This is a genomic window from Mucilaginibacter sp. SG564, from assembly GCF_013149275.1.
Lineage (GTDB): Bacteria > Bacteroidota > Bacteroidia > Sphingobacteriales > Sphingobacteriaceae > Mucilaginibacter.
In genome coordinates this window covers 521,013-542,862 of the sequence record NZ_JABGNA010000001.1, presented here as the reverse complement: position 1 = coordinate 542,862, position 21,850 = coordinate 521,013, and the positions used below count along the sequence as shown (strand labels likewise).

At 41.3% G+C, this 21,850-nt stretch carries 15 protein-coding genes; 3 read left to right on the top strand and 12 right to left on the bottom strand.

The features are described from left to right. Positions 1-226: 226 nt before the first annotated feature. Complete coding sequence (locus FHW89_RS01860; protein WP_172333303.1) at positions 227-568, top strand: hypothetical protein; 342 nt, start codon at positions 227-229, stop codon at positions 566-568. 36 nt (positions 569-604) lie between these two features. On the opposite strand, the gene FHW89_RS01855 is transcribed toward FHW89_RS01860, so the two are convergent. After that, positions 605-2,320 (bottom strand): beta-N-acetylhexosaminidase, encoded by a 1,716-nt coding sequence (locus FHW89_RS01855; protein ID WP_172333302.1) that lies wholly within the window; start codon positions 2,318-2,320, stop codon positions 605-607. 488 nt (positions 2,321-2,808) lie between these two features. Between FHW89_RS01855 and FHW89_RS01850 the strand changes: the two genes are divergently transcribed. Next, the gene (locus FHW89_RS01850) at positions 2,809-3,978 is read left to right on the top strand and encodes an alginate lyase family protein (protein ID WP_172333301.1); all 1,170 of its coding nucleotides are present in this window, start codon (positions 2,809-2,811) and stop codon (positions 3,976-3,978) included. A gap of 75 nt (positions 3,979-4,053) precedes the next feature. Here the strand turns inward: FHW89_RS01850 and FHW89_RS01845 are convergent, their stop codons facing one another. From FHW89_RS01845 to FHW89_RS01810, 8 genes are all read right to left on the bottom strand, one after another. After that, positions 4,054-5,472, bottom strand: coding sequence for an efflux transporter outer membrane subunit (locus FHW89_RS01845; RefSeq protein ID WP_172333300.1), 1,419 nt, complete (start codon positions 5,470-5,472; stop codon positions 4,054-4,056). A 136-nt stretch (positions 5,473-5,608) separates the two neighbouring features. Beyond that, positions 5,609-8,806: an efflux RND transporter permease subunit gene (locus tag FHW89_RS01840; protein ID WP_172333299.1), complete on the bottom strand. Its 3,198-nt coding sequence runs from the start codon at positions 8,804-8,806 to the stop codon at positions 5,609-5,611. 24 nt (positions 8,807-8,830) lie between these two features. Then, positions 8,831-9,973, bottom strand: coding sequence for an efflux RND transporter periplasmic adaptor subunit (locus FHW89_RS01835; protein ID WP_172333298.1), 1,143 nt, complete (start codon positions 9,971-9,973; stop codon positions 8,831-8,833). A gap of 294 nt (positions 9,974-10,267) precedes the next feature. Next, positions 10,268-10,873 (bottom strand): TetR family transcriptional regulator, encoded by a 606-nt coding sequence (locus FHW89_RS01830; protein ID WP_172333297.1) that lies wholly within the window; start codon positions 10,871-10,873, stop codon positions 10,268-10,270. Between the two features lie 191 nt (positions 10,874-11,064). After that, complete coding sequence (locus tag FHW89_RS01825; RefSeq protein WP_172333296.1) at positions 11,065-11,589, bottom strand: DinB family protein; 525 nt, start codon at positions 11,587-11,589, stop codon at positions 11,065-11,067. Positions 11,590-11,652: 63 nt separating this feature from the next. Beyond that, complete coding sequence (locus FHW89_RS01820) at positions 11,653-12,516, bottom strand: SDR family oxidoreductase (RefSeq protein WP_172333295.1); 864 nt, start codon at positions 12,514-12,516, stop codon at positions 11,653-11,655. Between the two features lie 96 nt (positions 12,517-12,612). Then, complete coding sequence (locus tag FHW89_RS01815) at positions 12,613-13,782, bottom strand: MFS transporter (protein WP_172333294.1); 1,170 nt, start codon at positions 13,780-13,782, stop codon at positions 12,613-12,615. 50 nt (positions 13,783-13,832) lie between these two features. Further along, positions 13,833-14,375, bottom strand: a complete 543-nt coding sequence (locus FHW89_RS01810) for a Crp/Fnr family transcriptional regulator (protein ID WP_253952138.1) — start codon at positions 14,373-14,375, stop codon at positions 13,833-13,835. Between the two features lie 206 nt (positions 14,376-14,581). Here FHW89_RS01810 and FHW89_RS01805 point away from each other — a divergent pair, with 206 nt between their 5' ends. Then, a complete protein-coding gene (locus tag FHW89_RS01805) occupies positions 14,582-15,745 on the top strand; it encodes a putative sensor domain DACNV-containing protein (protein WP_172333292.1) in 1,164 nt (387 codons plus the stop codon). A 287-nt stretch (positions 15,746-16,032) separates the two neighbouring features. On the opposite strand, the gene FHW89_RS01800 is transcribed toward FHW89_RS01805, so the two are convergent. From FHW89_RS01800 to FHW89_RS01790, 3 genes are all read right to left on the bottom strand, one after another. Continuing rightward, positions 16,033-18,621 (bottom strand): hypothetical protein, encoded by a 2,589-nt coding sequence (locus tag FHW89_RS01800; protein WP_172333291.1) that lies wholly within the window; start codon positions 18,619-18,621, stop codon positions 16,033-16,035. 53 nt (positions 18,622-18,674) lie between these two features. Continuing rightward, on the bottom strand, positions 18,675-21,029 hold the full coding sequence (locus tag FHW89_RS01795) for a GAF domain-containing protein (RefSeq protein ID WP_172333290.1): 2,355 nt from the start codon (positions 21,027-21,029) through the stop codon (positions 18,675-18,677). Between the two features lie 194 nt (positions 21,030-21,223). Continuing rightward, entirely contained in the window at positions 21,224-21,847 is a 624-nt protein-coding gene (locus tag FHW89_RS01790; protein ID WP_172333289.1) for a phosphatase PAP2 family protein, read from the bottom strand. Between the last annotated feature and the right edge of the window lie 3 nt (positions 21,848-21,850).

Below are 21,850 nucleotides of genomic sequence, written 5' to 3'. Positions count from 1 at the left end.
TTAACTTTTATCATCCCAGCATGAGTCCTTTGCACATTAATTTACTTAGCTTTGAAAAATCATGCGGTAACATTATGGAAGGCCTGCTGCTCGCCGTTACCTTAATTTAACAAACAATAATTTTCAATAAATAGGATCAGGAAATATCACCTGTTCTTACAATCATTTTACGCCCTTGTAGAATAACCTCACGAGGGCCTTATTTTTTATAGAATCATAGTTTAGTATGGAAGAAAGAAAGTTTTTAAGTACCTGGCAAAGGTATATGCCGGTTATTCGTTTGCATTTGAAGAAGAGCCTGAATGAGGATCAGCAGTTTAAATTGAATATAACCGATTTTGAGTCGGCAGGTGGCCGCAGTAAAACGGGTTATACGTTTAACATCAGTATGGAAAACGGCAAGGTGACCAACAACATCAGCGGATCGCCAATAGCACGTGACCTGTACGAAGCTATTAAAACCGACGAAGGAGTAAAAGCATTATTGCAGGATAAAAACGTGAAAATAAGCGTAGGTAAATCATTTATGCTAAGCATAAAAACAACCCATCTTTCTACTTACAGATAGGCTTTAAGACAGGTAAAAAGGAAATAACCGATTTGGTTATTTCCTTTTTTTATGAGCTCTTTTTGAGCTTTTATGATCCTTTTTTGAATTGCTATGTTTTTTCCGGCTTACTTTCCCATGTTCTCTTTTTGAAGCATGCCGAACATATGACCGGGCTTTAACCAGCTTAACACGTGGTACAAAATCAACAACCTCGGGATGAAAATTTGGCTCAAACGGGTTATAATAGTAAATACCGGCGGCATCATAGTTTTTAAAATCAGCCTTTAATTTTTCTGTAAAAGCCAGCTCATTTTTTTGGTCTGGTGCAGTCCAGGCAGCTTCGGCTAAACCGGCTATACGCGGGAAAAGCATAAAATCCAGACGTTTTTCAGACTCTATGGTTTCTGACCAAATATTGGCCTGCACACCTACAATAAGTTTGGAATTGAGCTCATCGGCAGACACTTGCCTGTCGGGAAAATTATAAACATCCGTTACCCTATTAAATACGCCATTCCAATTCCTGCCCGCCACGAGTCCCGTATCCTGTAAAAAATCAAAGTACAGCGGTAGCCTTGGACAAAGTACTACCTGGTAATTTTTCTGCAAGGCAAGGTGCAGCTGACCGGGTAAGTTTTGACGCCACCAAAAAATAATAGTTTTATCAGCGGGTAGGCTTCCGCCGGTGGCTTCGTCCCAGGCCAGTATCTTACTATTCAGGCTGGTAACAGTATCGGCCATACGCTTAAAAAAGTACTGCTCCAATTGGCTAACACCATCAAAATTTTTCTTTTGCATCATACGGGCAATAGCCGTATCCAGCGACCACGCTTTAACGCCATAGGCAACTTCATCACCACCCAAATGGATCATGTGTGCCGGAAATAACGAATTGGTTTCTCTGATAATATCAGCCAGATACTGGTAAGTATTTTCGTTAGCCGGATTAAAGGTAAAATTGGGATAACCGGCAACGCTACCGCCCGAATACTCGGGATAGGCTTTATTAGCTGCTGTCGCATGCCCGGGCATATCAATTTCGGGTATTACGGTTATAAAACGTTGCGCCGCATAAGCTACAATTTCGCGGATTTCATTTTGCGTATAATACTCAGCCTCAGCAGAGGTATCACTGTAATTGCCCATGCCACCTACTGTTGCCAGTTTGGGGTATTTTTTGATCTCGATACGCCAGCCCTGCACATCGGTTAAATGCCAATGAAACTTATTCAGTTTATAATAGGCCATCCAGTCAAGTAACTGTTTTACTTTGTCTTTACCAAAAAAATGTCTTGCTTCATCAAGCATCAGACCGCGCCATTGGTAACGTGGAGCATCAGCTATTTTACAGGCCTGTAAACATAAATTATTGTCGTTATCTGCCTGCTGATCTTTTATGAGTTGAAGCAGTGTCATCAACCCATAAAACACACCCTCCTTATTGGATGATGAAACCGTGATATGCTCTGGTGTTATGTCTAAAATATAAGCTCCGGCTGTTTGCGGAGTGCTGCTTAGTTTAATATCAATTAAGCTTCCGGAACCAACATTTTGTACAAGTGCTACATTTTTTGCTTTATGTACCTCTTTCTGGAAATAACCAACCAGAACAGATAATGCGGTATCGGTTGTACCAATTGTGGTACGGTTGTTTAAATAAAACTGACCTTCCAGCCGGTTAATAGATTGCGGTTGCGGAATGATGTTGAGATTTTGGGCCCAACCGTATGCAGAAAGCAGAAGAAATGCTGTTAATAGTCTAAATTTCATTCAATAAAAAGTTCAAATCTCTCAAGGGTACCGCTATGATAGCAAAAATATGGCTATTTCAGGGTAATTATTTGCAATATGTAAAATTAATGATCTGATAGAGCGCCATTTTTTTTAAACAGCCGGTTTATTCAAAAAAACGCAAAGGTTTATTCTTTATGTATTTTTCAGCATTATATAATAATATTTTTTTTATAGACAATTACACTAAGTATTGTATGTACCCGGAGCTTTAAGATACACTATGCTTAGCCATGTAACCCTAAAAATTCGATATTTTTATAGCTAAAACGCAAACGTTTTCGTAAATAAATTCCTCAACAACAGCTTATTGTAACATACACATCATATAGATTTGGTTTACCAATATATACCGAATAATAATAATTTTTTGATAAAAATACCGAACGGAGATCCTGCAAACTCCGAACAGGATTTTTATGTGCTTTTGCAAACCAAATAATAAACCATATACTAAACTTTAAATTATGAAAAACAAAAAAATCAGCTCTACGCTGATCGCCATTGGCTTGGTTGCCGGGAGTACATTTTTGTACCAATGTAAAAAGTCATCAAATCAGGAAAACGCAGCATCCGGCAATGCTGCCAAATCTGATAAACTGGCTGCAAGTGCAGTAACTACCTTTGTACACCCGGGGGTATTAAACACACAAGCCAGCCTGGATCTGGTTGCAGGACAGGTAAACGGAGGCGATGCAACCCGCACAGCTTATTACCAAAAAGTTCTGGATTACATTAACAGTCACTCCTATCCTACTTCATTTCCAGCAACAGTGGTAGTAGGTTCAAACGGTGCTACTACCCCATCCAAAGATCAGATCCGTAAGGATGCCGAACTAGCCTATGCCACGGCACTAAGATGGGCCAAAACCGGCACTGCAAGCTATGCACAACAAACCATTGCTATTTTAAATGGCTGGGCATACAATTTCCAGGGCTATGGCTTGAAAGATTCATCTACCAATCCGAATCAGCCAGATCTGGAAGCTTCCTGGACAACGCCGAGTTTTGTTGCCGCCGCCGAGATTATCAGATATTACAAAGTTAATGGTGTAGGTGCCGGCTGGTCGGCTGCGGATATTACCCAATTCAGTAATTTCCTTAACCTGGTTAAAAACAATTATATCAATAATACGCCTACATCGTACAATAACAATTGGGATACTTCAGCCGGATACGCTAAGATGGCCATTGGGGTATTTTTAAACAGCGCTACCGTTTTCCAGAATGGTGAAGATATGATTAAAAACTATCTGCCAATAGTTATACAAAGCAATGGTACGCTCCCTGAACTGTGCGACAGGCAAGATTGTGTGCACTATCAATATACCCTGACTGCACTGGCTTATGCCGCACAAATTGCCGGCATACAAGGCGATGGTTCCATCTGGACAGCCAACTCCAACAGGATTAGCGCTGGTTATGATTTTATGAGAAGTGCTTATAATCAAAGTACCGGTTGCAATTATTGCTCAACCTCAAGCCCGGTATTCCCTGGTACCGAGGTGGCATACAACCATTACAAAACAGCTAACCTGAAATCATTAAGAGAGATCAATCCACCAAATGGCGTGCCGAATGACAACACCTTTTTAGGGTTTACAAGCTATACACATTTCAATGTATCAGGGTTATAAGTAACCCACTTTAACCAAAAAAGCGGCCCCGTAATAAACAGGGCCGCTTTGCATATATATTGGGTGGAGTTATTTTTATTTCCAGCCACCGCCTACTGAGCGGTACAAATCAGATACAGCGTTTAAACGTGCATTCTTTACGGTTGCCAGATCAAGCTCGCTTTGCAATACATTACTTTGAGCAGTGATCACTTCAAGGTAAGTAGCCTGGCCGTTTCTGAACAACAGGTTAGCATTGCTGGTAGCTTTTTGCAAGGTGCTCACACGATCGGCAATAATACCTTGTTGTGTTTTCAGCTTTTCGATCTTTACTAAAGCGTCAGATACTTCACCTACAGCATTTAAAACAGATTGTCTAAACTGTAAAACAGTTTTTTCGCGATCAACCAAAGCAACTTTATATTGAGTTTTCAGTTGTCTGTGCTGTAATAATGGCTGAGCCACCGCACCGGCTACGGTACCAAATAAGGAAGCCGGGATGTTAAACCAGTTGCTGGCTTTAAAGCTATTTAAACCTCCGCTACCCGTAATAGTTAATGAAGGGTACATATTAGCCTGCGCGATACCAACATTAGCATTAGCAATGGTTAAGGCTAATTCTGCACTTTTCACATCCGGTCTGCGACTTACTACGGCCGATGGTACACCGGCTGATAGATTATCAGGAATGGTAACTTCTTCTAAACGAACAGTACGTTCAACCCTGTCAGGAAGTGAACCGGTTAATATCTTAATGGCATTCTCCTGAATAGCGATGTTCTGTTCAAATCCCGGTACCAACTGAGCGGCGGATAAGCGTTGAGCTTCGGCCTGTTGTACCGCCAATAATGTAGTTTGACCTGCATCAAATTGTAAACGGATAATACGCAAAGTGCTGTCATTAAGCTTTACATTTTTTTGTGCGATAGCCAACTGATCATCCAGCATCAGCAGATTATAATAACCTTGTGATACGCTGGCCACAATATTAGTCTGAAGCAACTTTTTAGCTTCGGCTGTTTGAAGGTACGATGCTAATGCTGATCTGCTTTGATTGCGGATCTTGCCCCAGATATCAGCTTCCCAGGTCAGGGCCAGATTAGCATTGTAGTCCTCTACATGCTTCGTTTTCAGGAAAGTGCTTGTACTTAAACCATTCAAACTATTATTAGAAGGCCTGTTGGTATTAGCCGTTACATTTAAATCCAGCTCGGGAACGTAGTTCCATTTTACCTGTTTAAATAATAACTGCGATGCTTCGATGTTTTTAACAGCTATCTGCATATCGTAATTTTTAGCAATAGCGCTATCGATTAGCTTTTGCAAAGTAGCATCGGTAAAAAAGCTTTTCCATTGAATATCAGCAATACTGCTGGTATCGCTGGTATTGGCTGCATTTCTGAAATTAGCAGGCAGCTCTGCTTTTGGTGTAGCCACATCCTTTGATACTTTACAGGCGCTTATGAAAGCAACTGCCAGTATTAATAAGGCGTATGGTTTTATATATGGTTTCATCGATTAATTATTGAGTTAGTGATTTTCATTTTTCAGTATCAAATAGTGAGTATCAAGTATCAAGATTGATTAACAATCTCAAATACAACTTTTTTAATTATTGATACCTGATACTCACCATTGACATATACTAAAATTAATTTTTAGCCAGTTCAAAGTCTGTTACATGAACATCTTTACCACCATTATTCGCTGGTGCTTTAGGTGCTCCTGAAACTTTTTCCTGCAAGTATTGGAATATCACAAACAGTACCGGTATGATGAATAAACCCAGGATTACTCCTGAAAGCATACCACCTGCTGCACCAATACTGATAGAGTGGTTACCTTGTGCAGACGGACCTGTTGCGATACTCATCGGGAACAAACCGAATACGAAGGCCAGTGATGTCATGATGATCGGTCTTATCCTTAATCTGGCTGCTTCTATAGCCGATTCAACCAAAGTATGACCTGCTCTTCGTCGCTGTACCGCATACTCCACAATAAGGATGGCGTTCTTGGCCAACAAACCGATGAGCATGATCAAGGCTACCTGTACATAGATATTATTTTCGATACCGGTTAAGCCTAATACCACAAACACACCGAATATACCTGTAGGGATGGAAAGTATTACTGCCAGTGGCAGGATGTAACTTTCATACTGTGCTGATAGTAAGAAGTATACAAATATCAAACAAAGCATAAATATCACAGCCGATTGACCGCCTGAAGAGATCTCCTCACGTGTTTGGCCCGAGAACTCATAAGCAAAACCATTTGGCAATTCTTCTTTAGCTGTTTCCTCGATAGCCTTAATAGCATCACCAGAGCTGTAGCCTGGTTTAGGAATGGCTTGAACCTCAATAGAGTTAAACAGGTTATAACGTGAAGCAGTTTCTGAACCGTAAACACGGGTTAGTTTAACCAAAGTGTTAATAGGCACAGTTTCTCCTGCTTTGTTTTTAACAAATACGCGGTCAATAGATGCAGGGTCGGTTCTGTCGGCAATATCAGCTTGAACTATCACACGATAGTATTTACCAAAGCGGTTAAAGTCTGATGCTTGCGCAGTACCGAAGTAAGCCTGCATGGTTGATAAAATGTCTCTGACATTTACCCCTAATTGATTAGCCTTTTCGTCATTAACCTCTAATTGTAATTGAGGGTAATTGGCTTTATAAGAAGTAAAGGCATAAGCTACTGCCGGTTTTGCCATCAGCTTTCCGATAAAGTTATTGGCTACGCCGCTAAATTTATCCAGTCTGCCGTTGGTTCTGTCCTGAAGCTGAACGTCCAAAGCTTCTACGTTACTAAATCCGGGAACTGTTGGAAAGCTGAACACGAAGAACGTACCACTTGGTATACCGGCTAATTTGCCTCTTATTATATTTTGTATATCATCAATATTCTTAACGGCCCCTCTTTCTTTATTAGGTTTTAACAACAGGAAGATCTGACCTGCTGATGGGCTGTTTGATAGCGTTAAAAAGTTAAAGCCAGACAATGCCATCACAAATCTTGCTGATGGTAAAGCTCTCAATTCTTTTTCGGCTTGATTGATTATTTTACTGGTATTGGCTAATGAAGTTCCGGATGGTGTTGAAACCGCGATAGCCACGAAGCCCTGGTCTTCTGTTGGAATAAAGCCTGTTTTTGTTCTGTTTACCAGGTAAACTGTAGCAACAACTATTAATGCAAGGCCAGCCATACTGATCCATTTATTGCGAATAAGGATCTTTAAGGCTCCAACATATCTGGTGGTCATATAATTGAACCCACCGTTAAAACCAGCGTAAAATTTTTCGACAAAACCTTTTTTAGGCGCTTCATGACCATCGGCAGTATGTTTATTCTTTAAGAATAAAGCAGCCAGGGCCGGGCTTAAAGTTAAAGCGTTAACAGCCGAAATAATGATGGCTATAGACATTGTTAACGCAAACTGCCGGTAAAATATACCTGTTGAACCTGTCATGAAACTAACCGGTAAAAACACCGCCGCCATAACCAATGTAATTGATATAATGGCACCGCTAATTTCGTGCATAGCCTCGGTAGTTGCCTCTTTTGGGGTAAGTTTTGGATTATCCTCCATTTTGGCATGAACCGCTTCCACCACCACAATCGCGTCATCCACCACAATACCGATGGCCAACACCAGAGCGAACAAGGTTAACAAGTTAACAGAGAAGCCAAACAGGTTCATGAAGAAGAAGGTACCAATAATGGCCACCGGAACCGCTATGGCCGGGATCAATGTTGACCTAAAATCTTGCAAGAATATAAATACTACGATAAATACCAATATAAAGGCCTCTACCAATGTATGCTCAACCTGATCAATTGACTCATCAAGGTCGGTCTTGGTACGATAAAACTGATTGAATTTGATACCTGCCGGGAAATCTTTTGATAATTTCACCATCAGCTTATCAATGGCAATCTGGATCTCGTTGGCATTTGAGCCTGATAATTGAATAATACCAATAGTAATACCTTCGTATCCGTTTAAGCGGTTAACACTGCTATAGCTATAAGCGCCCAGTTCAACACGTGCTACATCTTTTAAACGCAGTACGGAACCATCTGCATTTGCACGGATAGCAATATTTTGATATTCCTCTGGTGTGGTAAGTTTACCTTTATATTTAATTACATATTCAAATGCTTCATTGCTACGCTCACCAAGTCTACCAGGTGCAGCCTCCAGGTTTTTGTCCTGTATAGCGGCCATTACTTCGGCAGGTGTAATTTTATATGTAGCCAATTGAGTTGGATTTAACCAAACACGCATGGAGTAATCCTTAATACCACCAAATACACTGGCAGAACCTACACCCGGGATACGTTTGATCTCAGGAATAATATTGATCTGTGCATAGTTGTTTACAAAGGTCGCGTCGTATTTTTTTGGATCTTCTGAGTAAATACCCATAGCTCCAATAAAGCTATTTTGTTGTTTGGTAGTAGTTATACCATATTGTACAACCTCGGCAGGTAATTGACTGGTTGCTTGTGAAACACGGTTTTGAACGTTTACAGCAGCCTGATCCGGGTTGGTGCCTTGCTGGAAGTAAACGGTGATACCCAGTGTACCGTCATTACTGGCAGTGGAGGTCATGTAGGTCATGTTTTCCACACCATTGATGGCCTCTTCCAATGACGGAGTCACGGAACGTAAAATAGTCTCGGCATTAGCGCCCGGATACACAGCAGATACCAATACCGACGGAGGCGCGATATTTGGAAACCGCTCTAAGGGCAGTTTTGTTAAACCAAGTATACCAACTATCACCAATAATATGGAGATAACAGTTGATAATACCGGTCTTTCTATAAATTTCTGAAACATGACTTTAAAGTTTAAGTGTATGTATTATTTTTTTGTTACAGCGGCGTCAGCTACTTTATCTGTAGCTTTTTGAGGTTGGATAACCATACCCTCTTGTAATTTATCAACACCGCTTAACACAATCTGGTCGCCTACTTTTACGCCGTCTTTAACCAGATAATTGTCACCGTTTTTACCAACAATAGTAATGGCCGCTTTTTTCACTTTGCTGCTATCACCAACGGTAAACACAAATACTTTATCCTGCATATCAACAGTGGCTGATTCAGGTATAATTAAGGCGTCTTTATGTTCAAGACTTAGACGTACTCTGCCAGTATTACCTGAACGTATTAAACCTTGTGGATTAGGGAAACTTGCACGTACGGTGATAGCGCCGGTGTTTTTATCAAACTGACCGTCGATCATATCTATTTTACCTTGTTTGGCATACTCTGTACCGTCAGCCAATAATAAGGATACGGCTGGCAGTTGTTTTAATTTTTCACTTAAGGTTTGACCAGGATATTGTTCTTTAAAGTTTATAAAATCCTTTTCGCCTAATGAGAAATAAACACGTACATCATGCACATCTGATAGTTGAGTAAGCGCGTCAACATCTGCCGGAGTAACTAAACTCCCTTGTTTTTTAAGTAGCCGGCCAATATAACCGCTTACAGGAGCTTTAATTAAAGTATAACCCAAATTGATTTGAGCAGTTGCTATGTTTGCTTTTGCCTGTTCGATATTTGCTTTAGAAACCTGATTGGTTGCTTTAGCTGTTTTTAACTGATAGTCAGAAACTACTTTGTTTTCAACTAATGGAGTTAATTTATCAATTTCCAGTTGTGAATTGAGCTGGGTTGCTTCGGCAGCGTGCAAGGCAGCGATCGCGTTGTTTAAAGCAGCACGGTAAGGTTGCTCATTAATTTTAAAGATTGGTTGACCAGCGTTTACAAAAGCACCTTCGTCAACAAAAACTTTATCTAATGTTCCGCTTACCTGCGGACGGATTTCTACGTTAACAATCCCTTCTATTGATGCAGGGTAATCTTGATAAGTAGTTTGTGTACCTGCTGTAACAGCAGCTACGGGTAAAGATGGTGGCGGCGGAGCCTGCTGCGTTTGCGGCTTTGAAGAGCAACCATATAATGAAAGTGCTAAAAGCGCTAAAATGAAACTTTTCATAAATAATTAATTTTTGATGATGATAAATGATAGGAGTTAAAAATTGACCCTGCGGTCTGCATATATGTTGATTGAGTTATGTTCATATGTATATGATCCGGTTGTATGCAGCTAACACGCTTTGTAAGCAGTGCTGGCTTTAACAGTTTTAAGCTTCTTAATACCGTTAATGAGTAGCATGTAAAATTTGATGTCCATGATTGTTTGTATTTATATGTTTGATAGATAGATGTTTAAACTTTATATGTTTAACAGTGTTAAATGATTTAACATTGTTTTAATCCAGGCAAAATTTTAAGCCCTTTCTATTGATTTGATGATTGTTCCGATAGCATCCTTTAATACCTGTTGGTTCATTTCATCAGAGTAACCCCTGCGCAGGATATTGATCGAGATCAATCCGTGTACTACAGACCAAAAAGTGTAGTATTTTAAACATACCATATCTTTGGTTGGGTTTTCAATGTGCATGAGTTCAATAATAGCCTGACTGAATTCGTTATACGGCCCTTCTGATTCTTCGAGGGTTGCCACCATATCGCAGCAACAATTCATTTCTACACCGAACATCAATTGATAAAGTTCTTTATTCTTCATCGCAAAATCCCAGTAGGCAAGCCACATGGCCTCCAACTGTTTTGCCGGCAATTCATATTTAGCTCTCACCTCCTGTAAATCCCGGGTCAATATCAGGTAACCTTTCCGGGTAAGCTCTAACAGGATGGCTTCCTTATTAGCAAAATACTCATATATAATGGGCGCAGTATATTCAATTACATCGGCAATTTTACGCATGCTCAAAGCTTGCCAACCCTCCTCCTTTACAATTTGGAGGGAAGCATCCAGGATATTGATCCTGGTTTCTTCTTTTAAGCGTTGTATCCGTTCTTTGCTTGCCACTTTTTTACTTAATTAAATTATTTAACAGTGTTAAATGATTTTACAAAAACAACCGGGTTTTATCTCAGTTCCCGGTTTATTTTAACGCTTGTTAATTTATTTAACAGCGTTAGGCAAAAGTATAAAGGATCTAAATTTTATTTACCATCCTTTTGTCAAATTCATTTCACCGAATTGTCACGTAAAGCCCTTTATACGTTTGGTTTGCTCAACAGGTAAACTAATTGCCCTAAATGATATCCCTGATGAATGGTTCTGTTGATCAGAATATTCAGTTTATTACGATGCGGTTCCCGCTCAAAGTCTTCTGCCGACACAGCGCTGTGTTTAGCAAACCAGGCTTCTGCAGGTAATGCTTCCATTTTTTGTTTGAGCTGTGCATTTACTTCAGCCCAATAAGCCTTCAGTTCTACTATCGATGGTCTTTCCAGCTCAGCAGCCTCCGGGTTTCTCAGAAACAGGTTATCCAGCTCGGGGTGAAGCCTGTCGCCCAGTTCCAGGTAAGTAAACATACCGTCACTTACGCCGGTAAGGTGTCCCAGCAGATATACGCCGCTGTTACGTCCAGGTGCCGTTTGCGCGGCCAGTTGTTCGTCGCTTAATTTGTCTAACAACGAATTAAGACGGGTATTTTGCAGCTCCCAGTTAGATATAGCCACTTTAATTGCTGTGTTCAGCAATGATAGCGCATTGGTTTCGGTTATAGAATTGCTCATGTTGTGGTGGTTTTTGATGAGTAAAAGCCCGGCGTTTTTTACCGGACTTTTAATTTGATGCAATTATAGGTTAAATCCATATTTATTGGCCCATCTGTCTTTGATCTCCGCACGAGATTTTACAAACTCATGATCTGTACCCTGTGCAACGGCGTCCAATGGAAAACGTAAGGGGCGTGTACCTTTCTCTTTATTGATCAATTCCAACACACCATCGGCTATGGTTTGCGGATCCATTTTAAACTCGGCCATTTTGCCAAACAGCGCTGTACCCATAGCGTTAAAAGTGTCTACAGCGACACTTCCATAAGCTGCTATAATATCTTCCTTATCGGCATTAACCCCGGGCTTAACGCCGGTATTCATTTCGGTTGGATATACCCCGCTTTGGATAGATACGTTTTCGATACCGTAATCTTTTAACTCATGCTGAAAACCTTCGGTAAGGGCCTCCATGGCAAATTTAGAAGCCATATAAGGCACCATAAAAGGCAAAGTAAAACCGCTGGCTCCGGTTGAAAGGTTAATGATCAGCCCATCTTTACGCGCTCGCATAGATGGCAGCACCGCATTATAAGTGCGCAACACGCCATAGAAATTCACCTCGAACAGGCGTCTTACCTGGTCAAGCGTATAGGCTTCGGTTACACCAAAACCGGCTAAACCCGCATTATTCACCAATACATTAATATGGCCATATTTAGCAAGGCTTTTTGCAAATGCTTCCTGCACAGAGGTATCACTCGTTACATCAAGCTCAACCACATCAACACCGGGCAATGCAGCGAGCTCCCGGGCAACCGCCTGGTTCTTATCATTCACTCCGCGCATGGCGGCTATTACAGTATGGCCTTCTTTTGATAACGTTTGGGTTATTAATTTGCCGAATCCTGTACTGGTTCCGGTTACTAAAACTATCTTTTTCATTATTGCTATGTTTTTATTTACATAGCAAAGGTGAGATAAGCCCAAAAGCTGCTAAATGATATAAAGCAAAAAATTACCTTGACATTTATCAAGAGTTTAGGATGTAACCACAGCTTCGGCTTGCGGTTTAAGCTTTGATACCATAACAATGATCAAGGCCCCGAAACCAGCCACAATACCAAAGGCCCAGCGTAATCCTGCCGCTTGCGCTATAAAACCTACCGCCGGTGGTATGATCAAAAAGCCCAGATAGCCTACTGTTGATATAGCGGCCAACGCCTGCCCTGTATTCATACTTTGCGATTTGCCCGCCATACTGAACACTAACGGTACCACGCAGGATACCCCCATCCCCACCATCGCATAACCCACATATACTGTATAACTATATGGTAAAAGGACAGAAAACAACAAACCAGTCAATATCAAAATACCGCTAAAACTAAGCACTTTTTTTATACCTGCCGATGCCACAAGCTTATCCCCGGTAAACCGGCCGATGGTCATAGATACCATATATACTACAAATGCAGCCGTTGCCGCTGGTTTTGAAGCATGAAGCACTTTTTGAAAATAGATACCGCTCCAATCATACATGGTATTCTCACAGGCCATGGATGCAAAGCAGATCAGCGAGAATTTGATCAGGTGTTTATCGGGCAAGGTAAAAACCGAGCGATTGATCTTATTAACCGGCTTTTCATAATAAGCATGCGGGTAAAAGATCAGTGTGATAATGATCATGCTGATTCCAACAAACAATAAGTGGTAAGAAGGGGCTACATTATAAGATACCATCAAATATCCCACAGCAGCGCCGGCAAACCCAGCCATACTCCAGATACCGTGAAACGTAACCATGATAGACCGGTCATAAAAGCCCTGTACACTCACCGCCTGGGCGTTTACCGAAAGATTGAATATGTTACGTGCAGAACCAAAGAAAAACAGCAATACTAGCAGTTGCCATATATAGGCTGTAAAACCAGGTAAACACAGTAAAAGATTAAAAGCGATAGCGCCCACCAGCATAATACTCCGGCTGCTGAAATGCTTTAACATTTTTGCAGTTATAGGGATAGTAAGCATTAAGCCTATAGGCAGGGCAAATAATACGGCCCCCAACTGGCCTTCGTTCAAGTGTAATTGTTGCTGTATGGATGGGATACGTGAAGCCCACGATGAATATCCAAACCCCGAAATAAAAAAGAATACCCCGCAGGCAATTCGCAATTTCAATTTCCCCGGAGTTGTGAGCTGATCCATACCTGTATTAAAGTGGCAAAAGTATGGATAATTTGCAAGCGGGGGTACTATTACTTCAAAGTCATTTGCTTACGTATACGGCTTAATGTCTCGGGAGAAATGCCCAGGTAAGAGGCGATCATACTTTGAGGAAAACGCTGCAAAAATTCGGGGTAAGTATTCATTAAATCGGTAAAGCGCTCTTCTGCAGTTTGACTGATGGATGAGCGGATGCGTTTTTGATGAGACACGTAACTCCGCTGGTTCATTTTTTCGATCATGGCGTCAATAGCCGGAACTTTCTCCTTTAACTCCTCCAGATGTTCGCTGCTGATCTGAAAGAGCTCGGTATCTTCAATAGCATCAATATCATAACTGCAGGGCGTTTTGGTGGTAAAACTTTCATAATCGGCCATCCACCAGCGCTCAATACCAAAGCGTACAATATGTTCAACGCCTTTATCATCAACAACATACTGCCGCATTGCGCCTTTGGCTATAAATGAAAGATATTTACACACATCGCCCTCCTGCAGCAGGTATTGTTTTTTACGCAGTTTTTTGGGTTTGAAAGCTGCCTGTATCAGTTTAAATTCCTGATCTGATACTTGCATTAGCGAGTAATCAATAATATATTGTAACAGCGTTTGGTACATAACATACAAATATCAATATAAAGACGATGCTCCTGATTATAAAATTAAGATATTACTTTACTAAAACAGAATTATCCGTTAATTGCAATTTTGAGCTATTTGTTTGTGATGGCAGGTAAATAGCGTTATTTTTGGTAAGATAACAAGCCCTCTATTTGAAAAAAATGAAAACCAGCAGCACCACTTCAGAACCTACTTATAAAGCTGCCAGGGTTGTAGCGCCTGCCATTGAAAGGCATTTTAAATATTTTCATTCGTTAGTGAATGCTAATGCCGATACGGAAGACGTTGCCGCCCCTACTCCTGATATCAACACCATTGAAAATATAATTGATATAGCCTTTTGGGCAAGTTTGCGGCGTGAAGAGGGCTATTCGCCAAAGTTTACTTTAGCATTTCTGCCGCCTGAAAGTGCCGGGCAGCCTTTGCTGTTTGGTCATAAAATACCGCTCGCTCCCAATATTCTCACCAAGTTTGCATCTGCGGTTCAGCAACCAGGCATCCATTTAGGTGTGTGGATTGATGATGATGGACTTTACGTTTGGGGAACCACTTTAGCCATACCCGCTTATTGTTTTGTATTGGAAGTTATAGAACCGGGCCTGCTGGTGATCAAGCACCGCAGAGTCGATGGTTTTGGCAAATTTGTAAACATCGCTATTTTAAAAGGTGATGACATCAAGGTGGTAGATGAGCAGGGTTCAACCTTGTCCGATTGCCCTACTATACTCACTTCCATGCTTGATTTTACCCTGCCATCGTTGTGGAACGACCCGGTGAATGTATTGGTACAGCTGGCTGCTTCTATGCAAGCTCACCGTCGTGGCGGGATCTTGCTGGTAGTACCTTCCGGGAACGACGACTGGAGGGAATCGATCATTACACCGATATCTTACCCGGTATCCCCAGCCTTCTCTGGTCTTACCGATCTGATGATACACGAGGGCATCGAAAAATACCATACCTCCTGGCAGGAAAAGCTGCGCCGTGCGGTAGATACCATTGGTGGCTTAACCTCTATAGATGGAGCTACTGTGATCAACGACAAACACGAATTGCTGGCATTCGGAGCCAAGATAGGCCGATCATCTAAAAGCGTTCGCGTTGAGGAAATTATTGTTACAGAGCCAGTAGTTGGCTGCTCTACCCAAATCATCCACCCGGCACAAAATGGAGGCACAAGGCATTTATCGGCTGCTCAGTTTGTATTTGATCAAAAGGATGCCATAGCGCTGGTAGCCTCGCAAGATGGCAGGTTTACGGTTTTCGCCTGGTCTCCGGTAGTAAATATGGTGCATGCGCATCAGATAGATATTCTTTTACTCTAAACTTTTAAGAGAAAGACTTACGAAGTTTTAAAAACTTCGTAAGTCTTAAAATCACTTTATTACCCCAAAAAGTGGGTTTACATGGTTTACACTTTTCACGGTTTACATTGACTTATATATTTGATAATCAAGTACTTATTTAAATTTATGCAAAAAATGTGTAAACCCACTTTTTGCATAAATATTACCGGTTAAGTGTCAATTCATCCCAAACGTTATCTGTTTTTATTCTCTTGTTATTTTATAAAATGATGGGTAAAGACTTACGAAGTCTTTAGAATGTCTATTTAAAACCTGAAACCTATCGATATATAGGGCAAAGCGCCTTCTTTGGAAAAACCAACCACCCCTTCAATCAGTACCAGTTGAGCGGGTATCAGGTAGATACCGCCTCCGTAACCATCATGCCATTGGTCGGATGATTCACCTGGTTGCCAAACCCGCCCTACATCGTTAAATCCGATAATGCCTAAGGAGCCTGGTAACAGGTATGAGCTAAAGTCGAGCACTTTTAAACGGAGCTCCAGGTTATTGTAGGCGATGGTTTTACCGGTAAACCTGTTGGTATGGAAACCCCTGAAATTTTGCGCCCCGCCGAGTTTCATCAATTGAAAATAAGCTGCATCGCCTACGGTTGTACCTAAGCCGGTGCGGTTAGCTATCACCAAAACAGAATCCCTGTCGGGATTTAAGTAAAAGCTAAACTCGGACAAGACCTGCCCATAAGTATTGTGACTACCAGCGCCACCACCCGAAAAACCGCTGATGGTTGTATTCCATAAGACCCCTTGTGTAGGGATAATCAATTTATTACGCGTATCCAACCTGGCATTTGCTGTTACTCCGCCATAAACCTTGGTGCCAAATACTTTTTCATTGGGATATGCCCGGTTATAATCATTCAAAAAACGCTCATCGTTGTTGGATGCCTGGCTATTATAAAACTGCCCGGCTATGCCTGCGCTTATGCGCCAGTTGCCATAAGTATGATGTAACGAAACATCGCCGGTAACATAATCATAGCGGTTACGATAGTAAGATATCTTATGGTCATCCTTATTTTCAAAAACGGTATTATTACCTATCCCAAAAAAGTTACTGAGGTTGTTTGGCCCCCGCGACAGTATATTGATACCAAAATCATTATTGCCTATCAGCTTTTTCCATTCGGCTACATAGGTAAACAATAATGATTTCCGCGCGAGCGAATAGTTGGTTAAAAATTCCTCCCTAAAAGAATAAGGCTCTTTCCGGAAACCATGTTTTTCATACGAAAAACCACCTATAAGCAATACGCCGATATCATTGCTGTAGTTAGCTAAAATAATGGGCTCAAAACGGTCGAATTTATAGCTGGTTTTATCGTAACTATTTACAGCGGTATCCGTTGAGGTTTTATTTTTTGCCTGGGATAACAGCGGTAACTTATTCTGCTGATCGGATCGGTCGTAAATATATAAATTGCGCTTATTATGCAAACTATCGTTTACAGCAAAACTATCCATACCATCCCCACCTACCATACGCACTTTGATGGGCGAAGGCTGGCTGCCGGTAACTGAAAACACATCATCACCGGCGAAACCATATAGCCTGACTTCTTTGGTTACCGAAGGTGTAAATGTACGGTGATAGGTTACTTTATCGATGCTGCCATCCTTTTTGATCTTGTTAACCGTTACGGTTAAATTACCATCCGCTTCGTTGTGAATGGTGAACTGATCCGTTTTATCACTCGCCGGGATCTCTACCTCACGAGATATAAAACGATAGTATTCCAGCGCTTGTTTGGCAAGTCCATTCCTGCGGGCTATCATTTTTGCGGCTATCTCTTTACCAGAAAGCTGATAGATCGTATCGGGCATCAGTTTCATAGCCTTGTTGATCAGCTCATCCGTTAATTTCGATTGTACAAAGCTGATCTGCTCCTTCCAGTCATCTTCGCTTAACTGGTTTAAAAAGTAACGGTCGAAATAACGGGCATTAAAGTTCCAGCCGTTGATATCTCTAATCTCGTTGCTATACCCCTGAAACTTTGATTTTAACCATTGATGGGCTACTATCCAGGGTAACACACCCGATGTTTTGTAATACACCTGGTCACGGTCGCGCGGCACAGGTTCATAAATGGTTTCGTGCTTGCCATCAATCTTTTCCCAGCGCCACTGGTCTTCGTGCCTGTCCCAATCGCCCAGGAGCATATCCAGCAGGCGTGCCCTTAAAACCGTTTTTTCGTTAACCCGGTTATCATTATCTTCCTGCAGTTTCCGCTGTACTTTTAGGGTATTGTCCGTCTTGTCGGCATCAAGGGGCTCGCGTTCTTCAAATAAGAAAACCTGGTTGGCAAAATCTTTCCGGTAATCGCCCAGGGCCAGGTCATCTGGCACATAAACTACTTTGGGGTTGGAGTGCGGCACACCCAATGCTTGTGCCAGTGGCGGTACCGTAAGCGCCGAGAACGGATGTGCTGCCGATACCTGATCCTGCAGTATATCTTTGGCTACCGTAGGCCTAAGATCAACAGGTAAACCCTTCTCCGGGTATTTTTGAATGGTACGCAATACCCATTGCTGACCGGTAGGGTCTTCCAATCGCAATGATTTGGTTTGCTGCCCTCCGCCCTTTTGCAGAATTTTTAAGCCGCCTTTTTCTGTAGCGATATGAAATATGGGAAGCTTAACAGGTGCGGCCCAAAGTTTCCGGTAATTTTCGCCCAGGAAAAACCGGTGGGTTCCGCTTACATCATTATAGGTGGGTTCTATGGCCAGTTTTATGCTATCGCCGGTAACCTGTGCTTTTAAGCATTGCGGACCTAACAGGACAACTCCCGTTAAAAACAGGAATAATAATTTAAACACGTTTTTAGCAGGCCGCATGATATGGTTTTTGTTTAGCAATAGTAGAACCATTGTATATTACAAAAATAGTTTTATTTTTCTAAAGCTATTTCGTAATTAACACCAACCCTTAGTGCTTTTAAGCCGGTAACACCCTGCAATTCCTCCAATTCAAGCTCTTCCAGGTCATCCAGCAATATATTTTCTTCCTGCAGGTATTTAATATATTCCATGTATTCGGCCGCTTCTGTCTGGTTAAAATAAACCAGGGCTATTTTGCCGGGCTGGGTTAAACGTTCAATAGTGCCGGCTATTAAAACCTTATCAATGCGTTTTTTGACCACCTCGTACCGAATGTTATAAGCCCCTTCCACATCAAAGCGCCTTTCATCGTTCCTGAAGCTGATATCGATAGGATTTGAGTGTATAAATATCAATTGCGTAGTTTGCAAAGGCCTTGAAAGCTGATCGGTTAAGCTATGGGTAAGCCTGGCTATTTCGGCCATTGACTTGAGCTGCCACAAGCGAATATTCTTTAAATACAGCACATCAAATGCCTTGTCTGGCGCTATAGATTGCCCTATGTAAATATCATATTCTACCCCATCTGTTCGAAACTTTTCAAAATAGCATGGGTACGATCCCTGTACTTCTTCCTGTGCCTGCTCCAGGTAATGGTTGATGGAAGTGTTGATCAGTTGCATAGATGCCTCCAGGTTGCGCCTGTTGGTATACGAAAGGCCATTTTCTTCCCCAAGGGAATCAAAATAGCGATCGATCACCTCTTTTTCGTTCGGATAGTTTTTCCGGAAATGGTCAAGGAAGGGATTTACCTCATCCCGCAGAAAACCATCCAGCATTAACTCATCGTTGGTGGTTATAAAGCCGTTCACTTTTTCCAGCCACTCCTCACATTTATATATCAACCTATCGGTGAGTGTGAGATGAATATGTTTTTTTAGTACCGTTAACGTTTCCATAATAATGGTTAGCAACGCTTTTAGATCCTCCTGCAAGGCACTATTACGTTCGATAGTAGAGTTGCGGATGTCAACAGCACCAAACAATGGATACACATCATCAAAAACTACAGTCTCTATTTCCTGGTTTTTCTTTTTCCGGTTGCTCTTTTTCAGATAATTCCAGGCCACTTCGTTAAATTTCCACTGAACCGATGGCTGTAACGAGGTAAATTTATCTTTGATAATGGTTTCTATACGGAAGGCAAACTGGTCGATGCTGTTTTGCAGCAACTGAGCTACCAGGGGAATAGCCGCCTGTAACTTCGACAACAGCTTTTCATAAAACACGATCTCCTGGTAGGAATAAACCTCCATAATACCGGCCATTTTTTTATTGTAATAAACCGGGAAGATACCGTACGACTTGATACCCGCCTGTTTTAAAATATTCAGGAAGGGGTGCTTTGATACCTTCTCATCAGTCAGCGACCGGAAAAATACAGGCTTGGGATTCTGCTTATAATCGTCGGTAATGGCATAAAATGTTTCTTCTGCCAGGCTAAACTCCTTCGCCGATGAAATGAGTACGCTTTGCGAACATTCGTTTGTATCAAATATCAGTTTATTGTTGACTGTTAAAAAAGGCAGCAAACCAAACTCGATAGCCGAATTTTCAGAAAGCGTTTTCAATGAATCGATGATCTGATCATACTGATCGGCTTCCTTATTGGAATGGTTAACCAGCTCGTTGCGGATGCTTTCAACCGCGTGAGGCAAGGTTACATCGGTAAGGGTTATCACTGTAAAACCTTCAAACTTAAAGTTAGAAAGCGGCAGTATGTCTTCTAAAACATCTATCCCCTCGTAGTCATTAATATAGGGCTCAATCGCATCAAAATTGATCTCGGGTAACTCGCCAATCAATTTCACATTAACAAACTGCGTATTGGTTTGGATATTATAATAGCGGGAAAGCCCTGTTTCGGGATCAGCATTAGTAAACAGCAATTCATTTTTCGACACCGTTGTGAAGCCGTATAGCCGGTCAAGTATCAGGTTGTATATGAACCGTTTCTGGCGCTGGCTAAACAGTTCGCCCTGGGTCATATTTACAGCGTGCAGGCTGGAATGATTGCTGGAATGGAAATCGAAAAAAGCGTCGGTACTGAAAAATATTTTTTCGGGCACGGGTGTACTCAGGGCCCAAAAAAACTCTTTTTCGTTTAAGATTGGTGGTGTAAGTATGCTATAGATAAGTTCGAGCATTTCCCGGTACTTTTCGGCATCTTCGGGATGCATATCCAGATCTATACAAGTGTCATTTTCAAATTTATTCAATACATACCTGTAAAACTCACTTTTAAGTGTTTTTTCAGTTTGTACGCGTTCTTGCAGATGCTCCACGAACGGATTAAATGACAGGCAAGTATCTACCTGGCATAAAAAACAATCATCTTTATTTATATTTAAAACTTCTGTGTGCATTGTGATTATAAAATTACCCTGTTAAAAACTACAGACAGATACGGGTACAGTCTCTCTCCGGATTGAGCAGCTTATTTCTTTTTAAGAAAGGCTCTACGATTTATTTTGTCAAAGTTATAACTATCACGCACAATTGTCAGTAATGCTTTTGTAATTAAAACGATTGGTATTATACTTATTATCAAACATATACATTAATCAAACTTTTTAGATTTCTGACGTTGTTGAAATAACTTTTGGTTAAACCAATGCCCGGCGTAAGCCGTACCAATGCCCACAGCTGCCCCTGCCAGTACATCTGTTGGGTAATGTTTACCTAAATACATCCTGGAATAAGCTACAGAAGAGGCCCATACGTAAGCGGGTACAGTAACATACCATTTCTTGTATTGCATAGATAATGTTGTTGCTGTTGCGAAGGCCAGACTGGTATGCCCTGACGGAAAAGATTGGTTATGCGTAGGGGTATTGACAAATATCAAATCAGGATATCTATCAGCTGGACGGGTACGGTTAACACTGATTTTTATCAGGTCAGTAACCAACACATTTGCGCCCAAACTGATCAGAGTTTCAACCGCGTTATGTTTCACTGTGGCATTATCACTTGCCAAACCATATATTAAAGTACCAAATGAAGCTGCACCCGCCACATAATATGCAGAATTACTGGTACCGCGCCAATATTGCGAAGTTGGATATCTCGGATTAATACTTTTTAAAATATTAACATCAAGATTTTGTGCTAAGCTACGTCCGGTGTTTATAAAGACAAAGAGCCATATTAAAAACAGGAAAAACTTTTTGTTTTTTATCATTAA